Here is an 18,732-nt window from a genome sequence, read left to right on the forward strand (position 1 = left end):
TCTTATCAAAACGCGATTTCCGAAGTGTCAAGCGTCGATGCCGGCCGGATGGCGCCGGCCGCGCGCCGGCTGGCCGGCACGGCGGCGGCGGCCGTTTCGGGATTCTGCGATTCGCCGGCGGTTGCGGTAGCATGGCGGCCGTAACATGCGTCGGACGGCTCATGCGGCAGCGCCGGCGCGGCTTTTCGCTCAACTGAGGAATTCATGGCATCGTATTCGTCGTCGGCTGCGCCCGCAGCAGCTTACACGCGCACCGCGATCGCGCTCCACTGGCTGATCGCGCTCCTGATCGTGTGCGGTTTCGCGCTCGGCTGGGTAATGACGAGCATTCCGGGCTTCACGCCGGCGAAGCTCAAATATTACTCGTGGCACAAGTGGATCGGCGTGACGGTGTTCGCGATCGCGATCGTGCGCGTGCTCTGGCGCGCGACTCACGTGCCGCCGCCGATGCCGGCCGGCATGCCGGCGTGGCAGCGCGCGGGCGCGCACGTGGTGCACGGGCTCCTTTACGTGCTGATGCTCGTGATTCCGGTGACGGGCTACCTGTACAGCTCGGCCGCGAACATTCCGGTCGTCTATCTCGGGCTCGTGCCGCTGCCGCGCCTGATCGACCCGGACCCCGCGCTGAAGGAAACGCTGAAGGCGGCGCACGTGCTGCTCAACTACGGCCTGCTCGCGCTCGTCGCCGCGCACGTCGCCGCGGTCGTCAAGCACCAGTGGTTCGACCGCGACGGCGTGCTGTCGCGGATGCTTCCCTTCCTCAAATAACAAGGACCGTTATGAAAGTCTCGTTTTACCGCTACATGCTCGCGGTGTTCGCCGCCGCTTCGGTCGCCGTGTCGGGCGCCGCGCTCGCGCAGGTCGACGTCGCGAAGAGCAAGGTGTCGGCTGTCTCGAAGCAGATGAACGTGCCGACGGAAGGCGTGTTCAAGAAGTTTTCCGCGCAGATCAAGTTCGATCCGGCGAAAGCCGCGCAGGGCAGCGCGCAGATGACGATCGACGTCGCGAGCTATGATCTCGGCGACCAGATGTACAACGATCAGGTCGCGGGCAAGGACTGGTTCGACGCGAAGACGTATCCGCAGGCGAGCTTCGTATCGACCGCGATCGCGCCCGCGGGCGGCAACAAGTACAACGTGTCCGGCAAGCTGACGATCAAGGGCAAGACGGTGCCCGTGACCGTGCCCGTGACGGTCACGCAGAGCGGCGCCGCGCAGGTCTTCGACGGCGTGCTGCCGATCAAGCGCTCGACGTTCAACGTCGGCACGGGCGAATGGAAGGACACGTCGGTCGTCGCCGACGAAGTGCAGATCAAGTTTCACATCGTCGCCGCGAAGTAACGCGCGCGGCGGTTCGCACCACCCCTCGCGCCGCCTCTGAGCGCGGCGCCGTCATAAGGAGATTGATTTGAACAAGCAACTGATGATCGCGGCGGGCGCGCTCGCCGCCGCCCTGTCGTTCTCGGCGCATGCGGCGCCCGCCACGTACCAGTTCGACCCGAGCCACACGTATCCGAGCTTCGAGGCGGATCACTTCGGCGGCCTGTCGGTGTGGCGCGGCAAGTTCGACCAGTCGAGCGGCACCGTGACGCTCGACCGCGCGGCGAAGACGGGCACCGTCGACGTGACGACGAAGGTCGCATCGATCGCGACCGGCAGCCAGAAGCTCGACGAGCACCTGCAGACGGCCGACTTCTTCGATTCGGCGAAGTATCCGGACGCGACCTACAAGGGCACGATCAAGTTCGAAGGCGACAAGCCGGCCGAGGTCGTCGGCAACCTGACGCTGCACGGCGTGACGAAGCCCGTGACGCTGAAGATCGATTCGTTCAAGTGCATGCCGCATCCGATGCTGAAGAAGGAAGTGTGCGGCGTCGACGCGGTCGGCGAGTTCAACCGCGACGACTTCGGCCTCGACTACGGCAAGCAGTACGGCTTCAAGATGAAGACGAAGCTGCTCATCACGGCCGAAGCAGTCAAGCAGTAAGCGTTTCGCGAAGCCGCCGCGCGCCGCGTGCGATGCGCGGCCGCCGCGTCGCGCCGACGAACCGCCGCGTCCCGTATCGGGCGCGGCGGTTTTTTTTGGGGCGCGTGTGGCGCGTGCCTATAATCGTGCGCACCTGTCGTCGGCATTCGCCGCCGGCGTGCGCTGTCCGATTCCGCGCCGCTCTCGCGCGTGCGCCCGGCGCGGGCGGGCAGGCAGGGCGGCCCGCGCCGGACATCGACGACAACGATCAGGAGACACCATGCACGCAGCCGACGCGGCCTTGCCCGCGGCCGATACCGTCTCCCCGCGCGTGTGGCGGGCCGTCGCCGCCGCGTCGATCGGCAACGCGCTCGAATGGTTCGATCTCGTCGTCTACGGCTTCTTCGCGGTCACGATCTCGCGACTGTTCTTTCCCGCCGGCAACGACGCCGTGTCGCTGCTGCTGACGCTCGGCACGTTCGGCGTGTCGTTCTTCATGCGTCCGCTCGGCGCGATCGTGCTCGGCGCGTACGCGGACCGCCACGGCCGCAAGGCCGCGCTCACGCTGTCGATCCTGCTGATGATGGCGGGCACGCTCGTCATCGCGGTGCTGCCGACCTACGCGACGATCGGGATCGCGGCGCCGCTCATGCTCGTCGGCGCGCGGCTGATGCAGGGCTTTTCCGCGGGCGGCGAGTTCGGCAGCGCGACCGCGTTCCTCGCCGAGCACGTGCCGGGGCGGCGCGGCTTTTTCTCGAGCTGGCAGGTCGCGAGCCAGGGGCTCACGACGCTTCTCGCGGCGATCTTCGGCACGGCGCTCAACGCGTGGCTCACGCCCGCGCAGATGGCGTCGTGGGGCTGGCGCGTGCCGTTCTGCTTCGGGCTGCTGCTCGGGCCCGTTGCGTACTACATCCGCTCGAAGGTCGACGAGACACCCGAATTCCTCGCATCGGAGCCCGCCGCGAACCCGCTGCGCGACACGTTCGCCGCGCACAAGGGGCGGCTTGCCGCCGCGATCGGCGCGGTCGTGCTCGGCACCGTCGCGACCTATCTCGTGCTGTTCATGCCGACATACGGTGTCAAGGAACTGAAGCTCGCGCCGTCGTCCGCGTTCGCGGCGATCCTCGCCGTCGGCGTGATCCAGATGGGCTTCGCACCGGTGGTCGGCCACTGGTCCGATCGTCACGGCCGCGTGCGAACGATGTTCGTGCCGGCGCTCGCGATCCTCGTGCTGATCTATCCGGCGTTCGCATGGCTCGCCGCGCATCCGACGTTCGGCGCGCTGATCGCCGTGCAGATCGCGTTCGCATTCCTGATGACCGGCTATTTCGCCGCGCTGCCGGGCCTGCTGTCCGAGATCTTTCCGGTTCGGACACGCACGACCGGCATGTCGCTCGCGTACAACGTCGCGGTGACGATCTTCGGCGGATTCGGCCCGTTCATCATCGCGTGGCTGATCCGCGCGACGGGCACGAAGGCCGCGCCGAGCTTCTACCTGATCTTCGCCGCGCTCGTGAGCATCGCGGCGCTCGTCGCGCTGCGGCGGCGCTTCGGGTTCCGCTGACGCGCGGCGTCCGGCGGGCAAAAGAACGGCGGACGAAAAAAAGCCGGTTCGCGAGGAACCGGCCTTGTCGTGCGGGCAGGGCGCTTATACCTGCGCGCCTGCGTTCGGATCGTTCGGATCGTGCGCGGACTTCTTCTCCTTGACGAGGTCCTCGCGCTTGATGCCGAGCCACATCGCGAGCGAGCCGGCGACGAACACCGACGAATAGATGCCGAACATGATGCCGACCGTCAGCGCGAGCGCGAAGTAGTGCAGCGTCGGGCCGCCGAAGAAGAACATCGACAGCACCATCATTTCCGTCGACGTGTGCGTGATGATCGTGCGCGACATCGTGCTCGTGATCGCATGGTTGATCACTTCCTGCACGGTCATCTTGCGTTCGCGGCGGAACGTCTCGCGAATCCGGTCGAAGATGACGACCGATTCGTTGACCGAGTAGCCGAGCACCGCGAGCACCGCCGCCAGCACCGACAGCGAGAACTCCCACTGGAAGAATGCGAAGAAGCCGAGAATGATCACGACGTCGTGCAGGTTCGCGATGATGCCGGCGACCGCGTACTTCCATTCGAAGCGGAACGACAGATAGATGACGATGCCGATCACGACGCACGCGAGCGCGAGCAGGCCGTCGGTCGCGAGCTCCTTGCCGACCTGCGGGCCGACGAACTCGACGCGCTGCAGCGCGACGTCGGCGTTCTGCGCCTTCAGCGCGGCCATCACCTGGTCGCTCTGCTGCGCGGACGTGAGGCCCTGCTTGAGCGGCAGGCGAATCAGCACGTTGCGCGACGTGCCGAAGTTCTGCACCTGCGCGTCGGCGTAACCGAGCGTGCCGAGCGTCGCGCGCACGGGTTCGAGCTGCGCGGTCTGCTGATACTGCACTTCGATCACCGTGCCGCCCGTGAATTCGACGGACAGATGCAGTCCGCGATGGAACAGGAAGAACACGGCGGCGAGGAACGTCACGAGCGAGACCACGTTGAAGACCAACGCGTGCCGCATGAACGGAATGTCTTTACGGATGCGGAAAAATTCCATGTGCGTCTCCGGCGCTTAGTTGGACGAGCCCTGCTTGGGCGGCACGCCCGGGCCCGAGCGGCGGCGCGCGACCGGCTTGCCGGTGCGCGGCGCGCCCGCCGGCTGCTTCGGCGCGGCCACGCGTGCGCCGGGCTGCGGCGCGTTCGCGCGCGCGTCCTGGCCGAGCTGCGGCGCGGCGCCGGCCTCGGCGGGGCGCCACACCTGGCCGATCGCGAGCGACTGCAGCTTCTTGCGCCCGCCGTACCAGAGGTTCACGAGGCCGCGCGAGAAGAACACTGCGGAGAACATCGACGTCAGGATGCCGAGACAGTGCACGATCGCGAACGCGCGCACCGGGCCCGAGCCGAACGCGAGCAGCGCGAGGCCCGCGATCAGCGTCGTCACGTTCGAATCGAGAATCGTCGCCCATGCATGCGCATAGCCTTCCTGGATCGCGATCTGCGGCGATGCGCCGCGGCGCAGTTCTTCGCGGATGCGCTCGTTGATCAGCACATTCGAGTCGATCGCCATGCCGAGCGCGAGCGCGATGGCCGCGATGCCGGGCAGCGTGAGCGTCGCCTGCATCAGCGACAGCACCGCGACGAGCAGCAGCAGGTTCACCGACAGGCCGAGCACCGACACGACGCCGAACAGCATGTAGTACGCGATCATGAACACGGCGATCGCGACGAAGCCCCAGATCACCGAATGGAAGCCCATCCGGATGTTGTCCGCGCCGAGGCTCGGGCCGATCGTGCGTTCCTCGATGATGTCCATCGGCGCGGCGAGCGAGCCCGCGCGCAGCAGCAGCGCGAGATCGGCGGCGGCCTGCGGAGTCGGCTGGCCCGTGATCTGGAAGCGGTCGCCGAGCTCCGACTGGATCGTCGCGACGGTCAGCACTTCGCCCTTGCCCTTCTCGAACAGCACCATCGCCATCGGCTTGCCGATGTTCTCGCGCGACACCGCGCGCACCGCGCGGCCGCCCGCCGAATCGAGGCGGATGTTGACGGACGGACGCTGATGCTCGTCGAAGCCCGCGGATGCGTCGATGATGCGGTCGCCCGTGAAGATCACCTGCTTCTTGAGCAGCACCGGCACCTGGTTGCCCTGCGTGAACAGTTCCTCGCCCGGCGGCACCGGATCGTTGGGATTCGGATGCGTGTTGAGCGGATCGGCCAGGCGCGCCTCGAGCGTCGCCGTGCGGCCGATGATGTCCTTCGCCTTCGCGGTGTCCTGCACGCCCGGCAGCTCGACGACGATGCGGTCGTTGCCCTGCTGCTGGAGGATCGGCTCGGACACGCCGAGCTCGTTGACGCGGTTGTGCAGCGTCGTCAGGTTCTGCTTGAGCGCCGCTTCCTCGACGGCCTTCTGGACGGCCGGCGTGAACGTGCCGACGACCTGATAGCCGCCGCCGCCCGGCTGCGTCGCCCACTGGAGTTCGGAGACGGACGAGACGAGCAGCTTGCGCGCCTGCTCGGCGGTGTCCTGGTCGGCGAAGTTCGCGACGACAGTCTGGTCGACGCGGGCGACGCCGCCGTCGCGGATGCCCTTGTCGCGCAGCTGCGTGCGGGCGTCGGACGCGTCGGAATCGAGCTTCTTCGTCAGCGCGCCCGTCATGTCGACTTGCAGCAGGAAGTGGACGCCGCCGCGCAGATCGAGGCCGAGATACATCGGCAGCGCGTGCAGCGCGGTCAGCCAGCGCGGCGACGCGCTCTGCAGGTTCAGCGCGACGATGTACTGCGGATCGTTCGGATCGGCGTTCAGCGTCTTCTGCAGCATGTCCTTCACGCGCAACTGCGTGTCGGTGTCCTTCAGGCGCACGCGGATCGTCGCGTTGGCGCTGGAGTTGTCGAACGTGACGTCGTCGGCCGCGACCTGGTTGGCCTTCAGCGCTGCCTCGACCTGCGCGAGCGTATCGGCGCCGAGCTTGACCGTGGCCTTGCCGCTCGATACCTGCACCGCCGGCGCTTCGCCGAAGAAGTTGGGCAATGTGTACAGAAAGCCGATGGCGAGCGCCACGACCATCACCACATATTTCCAGATTGGATAACGATTCATGAGGGGGCCGAACGGGATGGTTGGCTGGAATGGCGCCGCGTCCGGCGCCGGCCTCGGCCGCGCGCTTCGCTGCGCGGGCGCCGGGCGGCCGGACGCGGGGCGGGGCTTACAGCGATTTGATCGTGCCCTTCGGCAGGATGGTCGTGACGGCCGACTTCTGCACGGTGATCTCGGTGCCTTCGGCGATCTCGACGCCAATGTACGCTTCCGAGACCTTCGTCACTTTGCCGACGAGCCCGCCGCTCGTCACCACTTCGTCGCCCTTCGCCATCGCGGCGAGCATGTTGCGATGCTCCTTCTGCCGCTTCATCTGCGGACGGATCATGATGAAGTAGAGCACCGCGAACATCAGGATGAGCGGCAGGAAGCTCATCAGGCTCGATTCGGCACCGCCCGCTGCGCCTTGCGCATAGGCATTGGAAATGAACGACACGTTGGTCTCTCCGTTAGGGAAGATCGAAAAATAAGCCGGTTATTCTACCACCGGCCCTAACCGCGACAGCGGCGCAAATGCGCTTTGGTTTCAAGCTGTTAACTTCGATCCGGCAGCGTTCGCGCGTGTTGCGAAAGATGATTGTAAGGTTTTGCGGGGCAGGCGCGGCGGCCGGCATGCGCGGCGCGACCGCGCGATGCGCCGTCGCGCCCCGTCAGTCGACGCCGCGCGCGCGGTCCTGCGCGAAGCGCTTTTGGAACGCCTCGAACGTGTGCGTCTCGATCGCCTCGCGGATCTCGCGCATCAGCTCGAGGTAGTAGTGCAGGTTGTGGATCGTGTTCAACTGCGCGCCGAGAATCTCGCCGACGCGATGCAGATGGTGCAGGTAGCCGCGAGAGAAATGTCGGCACGTGTAGCAGCCGCAGGTCTCGTCAAGCGGCTTGAGCGAATTCTTGTGCGTCGCGTTGCGGATCTTCACGTCGCCGAAGCGCGTGAACAGCCAGCCGTTGCGCGCGTTGCGGGTCGGCATCACGCAGTCGAACATGTCGACGCCCGCCGCGACGCCTGCGACGAGATCCTCCGGCGTGCCCACGCCCATCAGGTAGTGCGGCTTGTCGGCGGGCAGGCGCGGCGCGACGTGCTCGAGCACGCGCATCATGTCCTCCTTCGGCTCGCCGACCGACAGCCCGCCGATCGCGAGGCCGTGGAAGCCGAGTTCCGAGAGCCCGGCGAGCGATTCGTCGCGCAGGTCCTCGTACATGCCGCCCTGCACGATGCCGAACAGGGCGTTCGGATTGCCGAGGCGCTCGAACTCGGCGAGCGAGCGCTTCGCCCAGCGCAGCGACATCCGCATCGATTCGGCCGCTTCCCGGTGCGTCGTCGGCACGCCGTTCGTCGCGTACGGCGTGCATTCGTCGAACTGCATCACGATGTCGGAATTCAGCGTCTTCTGGATCTGCATCGACACTTCCGGCGACAGGAACAGCCGGTCGCCGTTGATCGGCGACGCGAACGTGACGCCTTCCTCGGTGATCTTGCGCAGATCGCCGAGCGAGAACACCTGGAAGCCGCCCGAATCGGTGAGGATCGGCTTGTTCCAGCCCATGAAGCGGTGCAGCCCGCCGTGCGCGTCGATCGTCTCGAGGCCGGGGCGCAGCCACAGGTGGAACGTGTTGCCGAGGATGATCTGCGCGCGCATCTCGTCGAGCTCGCGCGGCTGCACGGCCTTCACGGTGCCGTACGTGCCGACCGGCATGAAGATCGGCGTCTCGACGACGCCGTGATTGAGCGTCACGCGGCCGCGGCGCGCGCGGCCGTCGGTCGTCAGCAGTTCGAATTTCAGGCCGTTATGCGGGCGAATGCCCGTGGGCGTATCGTGCGATGGACCTTCGGTCGTCATCTGGTTGGACTCCTTGCCACCGGAAGCGCTTTGCACGGGACCGGAGTATGCGCTCGAGCGCTGACTCCGGATCGACAACTCCGGCGCATGTTGCAGGCGCGGCGAGCCGGCGGCTTGCCGCGATGGAAAAAAGGTGAAGCGAGGCGGTTCGGCTCGCGATGGGCGTTACCTTGCCGCTGAGCCGCTGAGCCGCTGAGCCGCTGAGCCGCTGAGCCGCTGAGCCGCCGAACTGCCAAGCCGACAAATCTCCGACCCTCCGAATCCGCCGCGCTTACCCGCCGCCGTGCGTTTCCTCGGCCGCGTCGCGCCGCGTGAGCAGCATCGCGTCGCCGTAGCTGAAGAAGCGGTAGCGCGCATCGATCGCGTGCCGGTACGCGGCGCGGATCGTGTCGACGCCGGCAAATGCGGACACGAGCATCAGCAGCGTCGATTTCGGCAAGTGGAAATTCGTCACGAGCCGGTCGACGACACGAAAGCGGTAGCCCGGCGTGATGAAGATGTCGGTTTCCGCCCGCGTCGCGGCGAGCGGCCGGCCGGCGGCGTCCGCGTCGCGCGCGGCCGCCTCCAGCGCGCGCATCGACGTCGTGCCGACCGCGATCACGCGGCCGCCGCGCGCGCGGGTGGCGGCGATCTTCTCGACGAGCGCGTCGGTCAGCTCGTACGACTCGCGATGCATCCTGTGCTCGGCGATGTTCTCGACGCGCACCGGCTGGAACGTGCCCGCGCCGACGTGCAGCGTGAGCGTCGCGCGCTCGACGCCGCGCGCATCGAGCGCGGCGAGCACCGCGTCGTCGAAGTGCAGGCCGGCCGTCGGCGCGGCGACGGCGCCCGGATTCGCGGCGAACACGGTCTGATAGCGGGCCTCGTCGGTCGCGTCGGGCGTGTGCTCGATGTACGGCGGCAGCGGCAGCCGGCCGTGGCGTTCGATCAGCACGAGGCAATCGTCGGGGAAGTGCAGCGTGAAGAACGGCTCGACGCGCTCGCCGACCGTCACGTCGAACGCGTCGGCGAGCGTGAGCGTCGTGCCGGGCGCGGGGCTCTTGCTCGCGCGGATCTGCGCGAGCGCGGTGCGCTGGCCGGTGACGCGCTCGATCAGCACCTCGATCTTGCCGCCGCTCGCCTTGCGGCCGAAGAAGCGCGCCTTCAGAACCTTCGTGTCGTTGAAGACGAGCAGGTCGCCCGGCGCGACGCACGCGGGCAATTCGGCGAAGCGCCGGTCGACGAGGCGCGGCGGCGCGCTCGCGTTGTCCACCTCGAGCAGGCGGCTCGCGCTGCGTTCGGGCAGCGCGGTTTGCGCGATCAACTCGGGCGGCAGATCGAAATCGAAATCGGAAAGCGTGAGCATGCGAAACGGGGCCGGGGCGGCCGGCCTGACGGACAAAGCGCGTCGCGGCACGCGCGAGCCGCTATGATGGCGGGGTTGCGCGGCTTGGCCGGCGTCGCTCGTTGGGGCGACGTGAAAGCCGCTATTGTACTTGCTAGCCTTCCGACCGATGCCAGTGCCCGTTCGCCGTTCCGTAGCCGATCCCGCCGAAGCCGACGCATTCGCCGACGACGCCGCGTCGGGCGACGCCGCGACCCGCGCCGCGCCCGCTGGGGCGCACGCGACGGACGCGACGGACGCGGGCGCGCCGCATCGGGCGCGCCGCGCGACGAAGGTGCGCGAGACCCGTGCGTCAAGCGTGAGCGACGCACCGGGCAGCCGGGGCGCCGCGGATGCCGCAGCCCCGTTCGATGCGGCGCCCGGGCAGCCGCCTCACGCGGCGGCCTGGGCGGAATTCGGCGCCGAAGCCGGCGTGCGGTCGTCGACGGCTTCGACGCCGCGCGGCCGCACGGCCGACGGCCGCGTCGTGCCGGCCGCCGCCCAGGCGGCTCGCGCGCCGCGCGCGATGCAAGACGACGCGGCGCCCGCCGGCGACGCGAAGCCCGCCAAACGCGCGGCGAAGTCCGCATCGAAAGCCGCATCCAAGGCCGCGGCCGACGCAGCCGGCGCCAAGGCCGCGCCGAAGTCCCTGAAGACTGCCGACAAGCTCGCGAAGCTCGGCTTGACGCGCGACATCGACCTCGTCCTGCATCTGCCGATGCGCTATGAGGACGAGACGACGCTCACGCCGATGCGCGAATTGCTGCCGGGCGAGACCGCGCAAACGGAAGGCGTCGTGTTCGACAACGAGATCGCGTACCGGCCGCGCCGCCAGTTGCTCGTGAAGCTGCGCGACGACGACGGCGCCGAGCTCGTGCTGCGCTTTCTGAACTTCTACGGCTCGCAGGTCAAGCAGATGGCGGTCGGCCAGCGGCTGCGCGTGCGCGGCGACGTGCGCGGCGGCTTCTTCGGCCTGGAGATCGTGCATCCGAGCGTGAGGGTCGTCGACGAGGACGCGCCGCTGCCGCAGGCGCTCACGCCCGTCTATCCGAGCACGGCGGGCGTGTCGCAGGCGTATCTGCGCAAGGCGATCGACAATGCGTTGACCCGCACGCCGCTGCCCGAGCTGTTGCCGCCGGAGGTCGCGCGTGCGTATCTGCAGCCGCTCGACGTGCCGTCCCTCGCCGATGCCGTGCGGATTCTGCATCACCCGGGCGTCGGCGCGGACGAGACCGCGCTCATCGACGGCACGCACCCCGCTTGGACGCGCATCAAGTTCGACGAGCTGCTCGCGCAGCAACTGTCGCTCAAGCGCGCGCACGAGGAGCGCCGCACGCGCGCCGCCCCCGCGATGCCGCGCCGCGCGCGCGACGATGGCGCGTCGCTGTCCGCGCGCCTGTACGCGGCGCTGCCGTTCACGCTGACGGCCGCGCAGGAGCGGGTCGTCGCGGAGATCGCGCACGATCTCACGCAGCCGCACCCGATGCAGCGCCTGCTGCAGGGCGACGTCGGCAGCGGCAAGACGGTCGTCGCGGCGCTGGCCGCCGCGCAGGCGATCGACGCGGGCTACCAGGCCGCGCTGATGGCGCCGACCGAAATCCTCGCCGAGCAGCACGCGCGCAAGCTGCGCGGCTGGCTAGAGCCGCTCGGCGTGTCGGTCGCGTGGCTCGCCGGCAGCCTGAAGACGAAGGACAAGCGCGCGGCGCTCGAGGCGGCCGCGCTCGGCACCGCGCGGCTCGTGATCGGCACGCACGCGATGATTCAGGACACCGTCGAATTCGCGCGGCTCGGGCTCGTGATCGTCGACGAGCAGCACCGCTTCGGCGTCGAGCAGCGCCTCGCGTTGCGCGCGAAGGCGGCGAACGCGGCCGACGGCGCGGCGGGCTTTCAGCCGCACCAGTTGATGATGTCGGCCACGCCGATCCCGCGCACGCTCGCGATGACGTATTACGCGGATCTCGACGTGTCGACGATCGACGAGTTGCCGCCCGGCCGCACGCCGATCCTCACGCGGCTCGTGTCGGATGCGCGCCGCGACGAGGTGATCGGGCGCGTGCGCGAGGCGGCGCTCGCGGGCCGCCAGGTGTACTGGGTATGCCCGCTCATCGAGGAAAGCGAGACGCTGCAGTTGCAGACGGCCGTCGAGACCTACGAGACGCTCGCCGCCGCGCTGCCCGAGCTGAAGGTGGGGCTCGTGCACGGCCGGCTCGCGCCCGCGGAGAAAGCGGCCGTGATGGACGCGTTCTCGCGCAACGACGTGCAACTGCTCGTCGCGACGACGGTGATCGAAGTCGGCGTCGACGTGCCGAACGCGTCGCTGATGGTGATCGAGCACGCCGAGCGCTTCGGGCTCGCGCAATTGCACCAGTTGCGCGGGCGCGTCGGGCGCGGCACCGCCGCGTCGGTGTGCGTGCTGATGTATAGCGGGCCGCTGTCGATCGCGGGCCGCGCGCGGCTGAAGACGATGCGCGAGACGACCGACGGCTTCGAGATCGCGCGCCGCGATCTGGAGATTCGCGGCCCCGGCGAGTTTCTCGGCGCGCGCCAGTCCGGCGCGGCGATGCTGCGCTTCGCGGATCTGGAAAACGACGGCTGGCTGATCGAGCCGGCGCGCGACGCGGCCGCGCACCTCATCGCCGGCCATCCGGACGTCGTCGCGCAGCATCTCGCGCGCTGGCTCGGCGCGCGCGAGCAGTACCTGAAGGCTTGAGCGTTCGGCGTGGCGGCCGCGCGCGCCGCGACAGCGGATCTTTTCGGCGAAGGTTGGCGAATCGGCCCAAACCAGTGTATAAATTTAATCTATCGTCATTAAATGATTGATTAACTTGCAATGACGCTTACTGAACTGAAGTACATCGTCGCGGTCGCGCGCGAGCGCCATTTCGGCCGGGCGGCCGAAGCCTGCTTCGTCAGCCAGCCGACGCTGTCGGTCGCGATCAAGAAGCTGGAAGACGAGTTGAACGTGCAGATCTTCGAGCGCGGCGCGAGCGAGGTGAGCGTGACGCCGATCGGCGACCAGATCGTCACGCAAGCGCAGCGCGTGCTCGAGCAGACGTTCGCGATCAAGGAGATCGCGAAGCAGGGCAAGGATCCGCTCATCGGGCCGTTTCGGCTCGGCGTGATCTATACGATCGGGCCCTATCTGCTGCCGACGCTCGTCAAGCAGATGATTCGCCGCGTGCCGCAAATGCCGTTGATGCTGCAGGAGAACTACACGCTGAAGCTGCTCGAGCTGCTCAAACAGGGCGAGATCGACGCGGCGATCATGGCATTGCCGTTTCCCGAAACCGGCCTGATGGTGCGGCCGCTGTACGACGAGCCGTTCGTCGTCGCGCTGCCCACCGGGCATCCATGGGGGACGCGCCGCAAGATCGACGCGGCCGACCTGAAGCAGGAGACGATGCTGCTGCTCGGCAACGGCCATTGCTTCCGCGACCACGTGCTCGGCGTATGTCCGGAGCTGATGCATTTTTCGCAGACGGCGGACGGCATTCAGAAGACGTTCGAAGGCTCGTCGCTCGAGACGATCCGCCACATGGTCGCGAGCGGCGTCGGGATCACGGTGCTGCCGCGGATGTCGGTCGCCGAGGTGGGGCCGCATGCAAGCGGACCGGACGCGGACCTGCTGTCCTACGTGCCGTTCGAGGACCCGGTGCCGGATCGGCGCGTCGTGCTCGTGTGGCGCAAGAGCTTCACGCGGATGCCGGCGATCGACGCGATCAGCGAGGCGATCGCCGCATGCGAGTTGCCCGGCGTGGCGAAGCTCGACATCCCGGCTACGGTGAATTGAGCGCGCCGCGCATCCGCCCGGGCGGGGCCTTGCGGCCCCGTTTATTTTTGCCTATCGGATATATAAAATTTATCAAATTACATATATCGATAGCTATATATAGAATGCTTCCCATGGATCGGCGCAACGCCGCCGGACGGTAACTGCAAGCGTCAAGGGAGGATGTCATGATGCAACCGGCATTGCCGCGCGCGCGGCGGAACATTGCACCGCGCGTGACGGTCATTGATCGTGCCAGGGCTGCCATCCGGAGCCTGCGTCCGATCGCGGTCGCCTATCTCGCGGACCGCGCCTGTGGCGGCTGAGCGCCGCCGGGCGCCGGCCCGCTTTTTCGCGCCACGCGTCGCGTCGCACGCAGGAGGGATCAACCTGTTTGTTTCCCCGCAAAGTCGCTTACCGAACGATGCCCGGCTTCGATGCCGGGCCGCGTAGGCGGGCGTACACGAACAAAGGAGAAATCGCATGTCGAATGAAGCGAAGTGCCCGTTCCATCACGCCGCAGGCAACGGCACGTCGAACCGGGACTGGTGGCCCGATCAGCTGGACCTGAGCGCCCTGCATCGGCACTCGTCGCTGTCCGATCCGATGGACAGGGATTTCAACTACGCGCAAGCGTTCGAGAAGCTCGACCTCGCGGCGGTGAAGCGCGATCTCCACGCGTTGATGACCACGTCGCAGGACTGGTGGCCGGCCGATTTCGGCCACTACGGCGGCCTGTTCATCCGCATGGCGTGGCATAGCGCGGGCACCTACCGCACGGCCGACGGCCGAGGCGGCGCGGGCGAAGGGCAGCAGCGCTTCGCGCCGCTCAACAGCTGGCCCGACAACGCGAACCTCGACAAGGCGCGCCGGCTGCTGTGGCCGATCAAGCAGAAATACGGCCGCAGCATTTCGTGGGCCGACCTTCTGATCCTGACGGGCAACGTCGCGCTCGAATCGATGGGCTTCAAGACCTTCGGCTTCGCGGGCGGCCGCGCGGACACGTGGGAGCCCGAGGATGTCTACTGGGGCTCGGAAAAGATCTGGCTGGAGCTGAGCGGCGGCCCGAACAGCCGCTACTCGGGCGATCGCCAACTCGAGAACCCGCTCGCCGCCGTGCAGATGGGCCTCATCTACGTGAATCCCGAAGGCCCGGACGGCAATCCCGATCCGGTCGCGGCGGCGCGCGACATTCGCGACACCTTCGCGCGCATGGCGATGAACGACGAAGAGACGGTCGCGCTGATCGCGGGCGGCCATACGTTCGGCAAGACCCACGGCGCGGGGCCCGCGTCGAACGTCGGCCCCGAGCCGGAGGCCGCGGGCCTCGAGGAGCAGGGCCTCGGCTGGAAGAGCGCGTACGGCACGGGCAAGGGCGCGGACGCAATCACGAGCGGCCTCGAGGTCACGTGGACGAAGACGCCGACGCAGTGGAGCAACAACTTCTTCGAGAACCTGTTCGGCTACGAATGGGAACTGACGAAGAGCCCGGCGGGCGCGCACCAGTGGGTCGCGAAGGACGCCGACGCGGTGATTCCGGACGCGTTCGATCCGTCGAAGAAGCATCGGCCGACGATGCTGACGACCGACTTGTCGCTGCGCTTCGATCCGGCGTACGAGAAGATCTCGCGCCGCTTCCACGAGCACCCCGACGAGTTCGCCGATGCGTTCGCGCGCGCGTGGTTCAAGCTCACCCACCGCGACATGGGCCCGCGCGCGCGCTATCTCGGCCCGGAAGTGCCGGCCGAGGAGCTGTTGTGGCAGGACCCGATTCCGGCCGTCGACCATCCGCTGATCGACGCCGCCGACGTCGCCGCGCTGAAGGCGCAGGTGCTCGCGTCGGGGCTGTCCGTGTCGCAGCTCGTGTCGACCGCGTGGGCGGCGGCGTCCACCTTCCGCGGGTCGGACAAGCGCGGCGGCGCGAACGGTGCGCGCATTCGCCTTGCGCCGCAGAAGGACTGGGAAGCGAACCAGCCCGAGCAACTCGCGACGGTGCTCGCGACGCTCGAAGCGATCCGCCGGACGTTCAACGGCGCGCAGTCGGGCGGCAAGCGGGTGTCGCTCGCCGATCTGATCGTGCTGGCCGGCTGCGCCGGCGTCGAGCAGGCCGCGAAGAACGCGGGCCACGCGGTGACGGTGCCGTTCGCGCCGGGCCGCATGGATGCGTCGCAGGAGCAGACCGACGTCGAATCGATGGCCGTGCTCGAGCCGCTCGCGGACGGCTTCCGCAACTACCTGAAGGGCAAGTACCGGGTGCCCGCCGAGGTGCTGCTCGTCGACAAGGCGCAACTGCTGACGCTGAGCGCGCCGGAGATGACGGTGCTGCTGGGCGGCCTGCGCGTGCTGGGCGCGAACGCCGGGCAGAGCCGGCACGGCGTGTTCACCGCGCGTGCGCAGGCGCTGACCAACGACTTCTTCGTGAACCTGCTCGACATGAGCACCGAGTGGAAGCCGGCGTCGGCGGACGCGGACGTGTTCGAAGGGCGCGACCGCGCGACGGGCGCGCTCAAGTGGACGGGCACGCGCGTCGATCTCGTGTTCGGCTCGCATTCGCAACTGCGCGCGCTCGCCGAGGTCTACGCCAGCGCGGACGCGCAGGAGAAGTTCGTGCGCGATTTCGTCGCGGTCTGGAACAAGGTGATGAACCTCGACCGCTTCGACCTCGCCTGATCGCGGCGTCGCGCCGCCGCAGCGGCAATGGAACGGGAGCGGCCGGCCGGATGGCCGGCCGTTTTCCGCCGTGCCGCCGCCATCGTTTCAAGGAGTGACGATCATGACGCAAATGATTCTCGAGATGCGCGTGGCGCTCGCGGCGCCGGCCAAGCGCGCGAGCGCCGCCATGTTGCGGCGGCTCGCCGGTTTCGCGATCGCGGGCGGCGGCGCGGCCGTGCTGGTCGCCCAGGCCGCGCGTCACGTCGCGGCCGCGGCGGGTGGTTGAGCGCGCATCCGTTTCGCGCAATTTGGACGATCGCGATCTACGTTAAACTGGTGCGGCACTGAACGTGCAGATCGCGGACGCGCATGTCGCAGACGCGCATGTCGCATCAGGCGTGCGGATTTTTCGATGCATTTTCGCCGGTTCGAACCATCGAACAAGGAGTTTCGAGGATGGCCAAGAAAAGCAACGCAACCCAGATCAACATCGGCATCAGCGACAAGGACCGCAAGAAGATCGCGGCAGGACTGTCCCGCCTGCTTGCCGATACGTACACGCTGTATCTGAAGACGCACAATTTCCACTGGAACGTGACGGGCCCGATGTTCAACACGCTGCACCTGATGTTCGAGGAGCAGTACAACGAACTGTGGCTCGCCGTCGATCTCGTCGCGGAACGCATCCGCACGCTCGGCGTCGTCGCGCCGGGCACGTATCGCGAATTCGCGAAGCTGTCGTCGATCCCGGAGGCGGACGGCGTGCCGGCCGCCGAGGACATGATTCGCCAGCTCGTCGAAGGGCACGAGGCCGTCGTGCGCACCGCGCGCGCGATCTTCCCGGACGCCGACGCGGCGAGCGACGAGCCGACCGCCGATCTGCTGACGCAACGTCTGCAGACGCACGAGAAGACCGCGTGGATGCTGCGCTCGCTGCTGGCGTGAACCAAGCATGACGAGCGGCGGGCGGCGGGCGCCAAGCCGCTGCGCGCGCCGATCGCGGTTCGGCTCGATTCGACCGATTCGACCGGTTCGATGGAAGCCTCTTGCGGCCCGGCCGCGGGAGGCTTTGTTGCGTGCGGCTAGCGAGCCGATGGATGTCTTGCCGGCCGCCCGGACGCGTTGCAGCCCGTCGCGCCGATGATGCCGCGCACGCGGGGCGGGCGCGTGCTGCAGCCGGAGGATGCGCTCGTCGACAGGCTCGGCGCGGACGATGAGTGAGCGTGTGCCGATGGGCGCGGGCGCCTGCGCCGCGCCGCGAGCGAGCGCGTCGCGCGTGAGCCCATTCGGCGTGAGGTCGCCGCGTGTCCATTGCGCGGGCGCCGCGCCGCTTGTCGTGCCGACCAAGCGTTGCGCCGCGCGCATGCGCGCGGGCGGCCTGCGCGATTCGAGCGAAGCGGTCGGGCGGGGCGCACGTGCGAACGCTGGCGGAATCGACAAAAAAGGGCAATAGCGCCGCTCCGCGTTTTTGCCGCAAATCCCGTGCGGTTCTACAATGCCGGGGTTACGTTTCCGGGCCCGCCGCCCGTTCTCGCCGATGCTCGCCCGTTTTCCCCTCTATTTGCGGCTGATCCGGATGGACAAGCCGATCGGCAGCCTGCTGCTGCTGTGGCCGACGCTCAATGCGCTGTGGATCGCGTCCGACGGACATCCTGCGCCGTCGCTCGTCGTCATCTTCGTGCTCGGCACGCTGCTGATGCGCTCGGCCGGCTGCGCGATCAACGATTACGCCGATCGCGATTTCGATCGCCACGTGAAGCGCACAGCCGAGCGGCCGCTCACGTCGGGCAAGATTCGAGCATGGGAGGCGGTCGCGATCGCGGTCGGCCTTGCGCTCGTGTCGTTTCTGCTGATCCTGCCGCTCAATGCGTTGACGAAGGAACTGTCCGTCGTCGCGGTGTTCGTCGCGGCCACCTATCCGTTCATGAAGCGTTTCTTCGCGATTCCGCAGGCGTATCTCGGCATCGCGTTCGGCTTCGGGATTCCGATGGCGTTCGCGGCCGTGCAGGACACGGTGCCGGCGCTCGCATGGATGCTGCTGGCCGCCAACGTGTTCTGGTCGGTCGCGTACGACACCGCGTACGCGATGGTCGATCGCGACGACGACCTGAAGATCGGCATGCGCACGTCGGCGATCACGTTCGGCCGCTACGACGTGCTCGCGATCATGCTCTGCTACGCGGCGATGCTCGGCATCTACGTGTGGGTGGGCGTGACGCAGCATTTCGGCTGGCCTTACTGGGCGGGCTGGGCGGCGGCTGCCGGCTGCTCGATCTACCATTACACGCTGATCAAGGACCGCGAGCGGATGGCGTGCTTCGCCGCGTTCCGGCACAACAACTGGCTCGGCGGCGCGCTTTTTGCGGGGATCGCCGCGCATTACGCGCTGAGTGCGCTGTAGGCGCCGCGGCGGCGGCTTTGTCCGTTCGCGCGGCAGAGAACGGAAAGCGGCCGTCAGGCCGCTTTCTCTTTTTGTGCGCCGACGCCGTGCGCGGGCCCCGTTTCCGCATGAGCG

The 18,732-nt window shown here is 68.0% G+C and carries 17 protein-coding genes; 11 read left to right on the forward strand and 6 right to left on the reverse strand.

Annotated elements, in window-relative coordinates; all coding sequences use genetic code 11:
- Window positions 1–5: 5 nt before the first annotated feature.
- Window positions 6–206 carry a hypothetical protein gene (locus tag BTH_RS35710; protein ID WP_009908771.1) on the reverse strand — a complete coding sequence of 67 codons (201 nt, stop codon included), beginning with the start codon at window positions 204–206 and terminating at the stop codon, window positions 6–8.
- Here BTH_RS35710 and BTH_RS18675 point away from each other — a divergent pair.
- From BTH_RS18675 to BTH_RS18690, 4 genes are all read left to right on the forward strand, one after another.
- Window positions 205–768: a cytochrome b gene (locus tag BTH_RS18675; protein WP_009889188.1), complete on the forward strand. Its 564-nt coding sequence runs from the start codon at window positions 205–207 to the stop codon at window positions 766–768. The two genes, BTH_RS35710 and BTH_RS18675, sit on opposite strands and share 2 nt — an antisense overlap.
- An 11-nt stretch (window positions 769–779) precedes the next feature.
- Window positions 780–1,340, forward strand: a complete 561-nt coding sequence (locus tag BTH_RS18680; protein WP_009889190.1) for a YceI family protein — start codon at window positions 780–782, stop codon at window positions 1,338–1,340.
- 67 nt (window positions 1,341–1,407) lie between these two features.
- Window positions 1,408–1,986: a YceI family protein gene (locus tag BTH_RS18685; RefSeq protein ID WP_009889191.1), complete on the forward strand. Its 579-nt coding sequence runs from the start codon at window positions 1,408–1,410 to the stop codon at window positions 1,984–1,986.
- A gap of 259 nt (window positions 1,987–2,245) precedes the next feature.
- Window positions 2,246–3,529, forward strand: coding sequence for an MFS transporter (locus BTH_RS18690; RefSeq protein ID WP_009889193.1), 1,284 nt, complete (start codon window positions 2,246–2,248; stop codon window positions 3,527–3,529).
- Window positions 3,530–3,613: 84 nt separating this feature from the next.
- Here the strand turns inward: BTH_RS18690 and secF are convergent, their stop codons facing one another.
- From secF to queA, 5 genes are all read right to left on the reverse strand, one after another.
- Window positions 3,614–4,564 carry a protein translocase subunit SecF gene (gene secF / locus BTH_RS18695; protein ID WP_009889195.1) on the reverse strand — a complete coding sequence of 317 codons (951 nt, stop codon included), beginning with the start codon at window positions 4,562–4,564 and terminating at the stop codon, window positions 3,614–3,616.
- Window positions 4,565–4,579: 15 nt separating this feature from the next.
- Window positions 4,580–6,601 (reverse strand): protein translocase subunit SecD, encoded by a 2,022-nt coding sequence (gene secD, locus BTH_RS18700; RefSeq protein ID WP_011402009.1) that lies wholly within the window; start codon window positions 6,599–6,601, stop codon window positions 4,580–4,582.
- Window positions 6,602–6,707: 106 nt separating this feature from the next.
- Window positions 6,708–7,034 carry a preprotein translocase subunit YajC gene (gene yajC / locus BTH_RS18705; RefSeq protein WP_009889197.1) on the reverse strand — a complete coding sequence of 109 codons (327 nt, stop codon included), beginning with the start codon at window positions 7,032–7,034 and terminating at the stop codon, window positions 6,708–6,710.
- 214 nt (window positions 7,035–7,248) lie between these two features.
- The gene (tgt, locus tag BTH_RS18710; protein WP_009889199.1) at window positions 7,249–8,433 is read right to left on the reverse strand and encodes a tRNA guanosine(34) transglycosylase Tgt; all 1,185 of its coding nucleotides are present in this window, start codon (window positions 8,431–8,433) and stop codon (window positions 7,249–7,251) included.
- A 271-nt stretch (window positions 8,434–8,704) separates the two neighbouring features.
- A complete protein-coding gene (queA, locus tag BTH_RS18715) occupies window positions 8,705–9,778 on the reverse strand; it encodes a tRNA preQ1(34) S-adenosylmethionine ribosyltransferase-isomerase QueA (RefSeq protein ID WP_009889200.1) in 1,074 nt (357 codons plus the stop codon).
- Between the two features lie 148 nt (window positions 9,779–9,926).
- On the opposite strand from queA, the gene recG reads away from it, so the two are divergent.
- The 7 genes from recG to ubiA all read left to right on the forward strand — a co-directional run bounded on the left by recG (window position 9,927) and on the right by ubiA (window position 18,618).
- Window positions 9,927–12,506 carry an ATP-dependent DNA helicase RecG gene (gene recG, locus BTH_RS18720; protein WP_011402011.1) on the forward strand — a complete coding sequence of 860 codons (2,580 nt, stop codon included), beginning with the start codon at window positions 9,927–9,929 and terminating at the stop codon, window positions 12,504–12,506.
- A gap of 120 nt (window positions 12,507–12,626) precedes the next feature.
- The gene (locus BTH_RS18725) at window positions 12,627–13,586 is read left to right on the forward strand and encodes a hydrogen peroxide-inducible genes activator (protein WP_009889204.1); all 960 of its coding nucleotides are present in this window, start codon (window positions 12,627–12,629) and stop codon (window positions 13,584–13,586) included.
- 167 nt (window positions 13,587–13,753) lie between these two features.
- Window positions 13,754–13,891, forward strand: coding sequence for a hypothetical protein (locus BTH_RS34540; protein ID WP_165981614.1), 138 nt, complete (start codon window positions 13,754–13,756; stop codon window positions 13,889–13,891).
- A gap of 157 nt (window positions 13,892–14,048) precedes the next feature.
- Complete coding sequence (gene katG / locus BTH_RS18730; RefSeq protein ID WP_009889205.1) at window positions 14,049–16,235, forward strand: catalase/peroxidase HPI; 2,187 nt, start codon at window positions 14,049–14,051, stop codon at window positions 16,233–16,235.
- A 103-nt stretch (window positions 16,236–16,338) separates the two neighbouring features.
- Window positions 16,339–16,503 (forward strand): hypothetical protein, encoded by a 165-nt coding sequence (locus BTH_RS18735; RefSeq protein WP_011402012.1) that lies wholly within the window; start codon window positions 16,339–16,341, stop codon window positions 16,501–16,503.
- A gap of 170 nt (window positions 16,504–16,673) precedes the next feature.
- A complete protein-coding gene (dpsA, locus tag BTH_RS18740; RefSeq protein WP_006025329.1) occupies window positions 16,674–17,162 on the forward strand; it encodes a non-specific DNA-binding protein DpsA in 489 nt (162 codons plus the stop codon).
- A 592-nt stretch (window positions 17,163–17,754) separates the two neighbouring features.
- Window positions 17,755–18,618, forward strand: coding sequence for a 4-hydroxybenzoate octaprenyltransferase (ubiA, locus tag BTH_RS18755; protein WP_009889214.1), 864 nt, complete (start codon window positions 17,755–17,757; stop codon window positions 18,616–18,618).
- Window positions 18,619–18,732: the final 114 nt, after the last annotated feature.

Origin of the sequence: Burkholderia thailandensis E264, from assembly GCF_000012365.1 — a bacterium.
In the GTDB taxonomy this organism is placed as follows: domain Bacteria; phylum Pseudomonadota; class Gammaproteobacteria; order Burkholderiales; family Burkholderiaceae; genus Burkholderia; species Burkholderia thailandensis.

Bases quoted from the DNA above. Each gene is read 5' to 3' on its own strand.
- BTH_RS18675 (WP_009889188.1), top strand. From the start codon at position 205: ATGGCATCGTATTCGTCGTCGGCTGCGCCCGCAGCAGCTTACACGCGC.
- BTH_RS35710 (WP_009908771.1), bottom strand. From the start codon at position 206: ATGAATTCCTCAGTTGAGCGAAAAGCCGCGCCGGCGCTGCCGCATGAG.
- BTH_RS18680 (WP_009889190.1), top strand. From the start codon at position 780: ATGAAAGTCTCGTTTTACCGCTACATGCTCGCGGTGTTCGCCGCCGCT.
- BTH_RS18690 (WP_009889193.1), top strand. From the start codon at position 2,246: ATGCACGCAGCCGACGCGGCCTTGCCCGCGGCCGATACCGTCTCCCCG.
- secF (WP_009889195.1), bottom strand. From the start codon at position 4,564: ATGGAATTTTTCCGCATCCGTAAAGACATTCCGTTCATGCGGCACGCG.
- secD (WP_011402009.1), bottom strand. From the start codon at position 6,601: ATGAATCGTTATCCAATCTGGAAATATGTGGTGATGGTCGTGGCGCTC.
- tgt (WP_009889199.1), bottom strand. From the start codon at position 8,433: ATGACGACCGAAGGTCCATCGCACGATACGCCCACGGGCATTCGCCCG.
- queA (WP_009889200.1), bottom strand. From the start codon at position 9,778: ATGCTCACGCTTTCCGATTTCGATTTCGATCTGCCGCCCGAGTTGATC.
- recG (WP_011402011.1), top strand. From the start codon at position 9,927: ATGCCAGTGCCCGTTCGCCGTTCCGTAGCCGATCCCGCCGAAGCCGAC.
- BTH_RS18725 (WP_009889204.1), top strand. From the start codon at position 12,627: ATGACGCTTACTGAACTGAAGTACATCGTCGCGGTCGCGCGCGAGCGC.
- BTH_RS34540 (WP_165981614.1), top strand. From the start codon at position 13,754: ATGATGCAACCGGCATTGCCGCGCGCGCGGCGGAACATTGCACCGCGC.
- katG (WP_009889205.1), top strand. From the start codon at position 14,049: ATGTCGAATGAAGCGAAGTGCCCGTTCCATCACGCCGCAGGCAACGGC.
- BTH_RS18735 (WP_011402012.1), top strand. From the start codon at position 16,339: ATGACGCAAATGATTCTCGAGATGCGCGTGGCGCTCGCGGCGCCGGCC.
- dpsA (WP_006025329.1), top strand. From the start codon at position 16,674: ATGGCCAAGAAAAGCAACGCAACCCAGATCAACATCGGCATCAGCGAC.
- ubiA (WP_009889214.1), top strand. From the start codon at position 17,755: ATGCTCGCCCGTTTTCCCCTCTATTTGCGGCTGATCCGGATGGACAAG.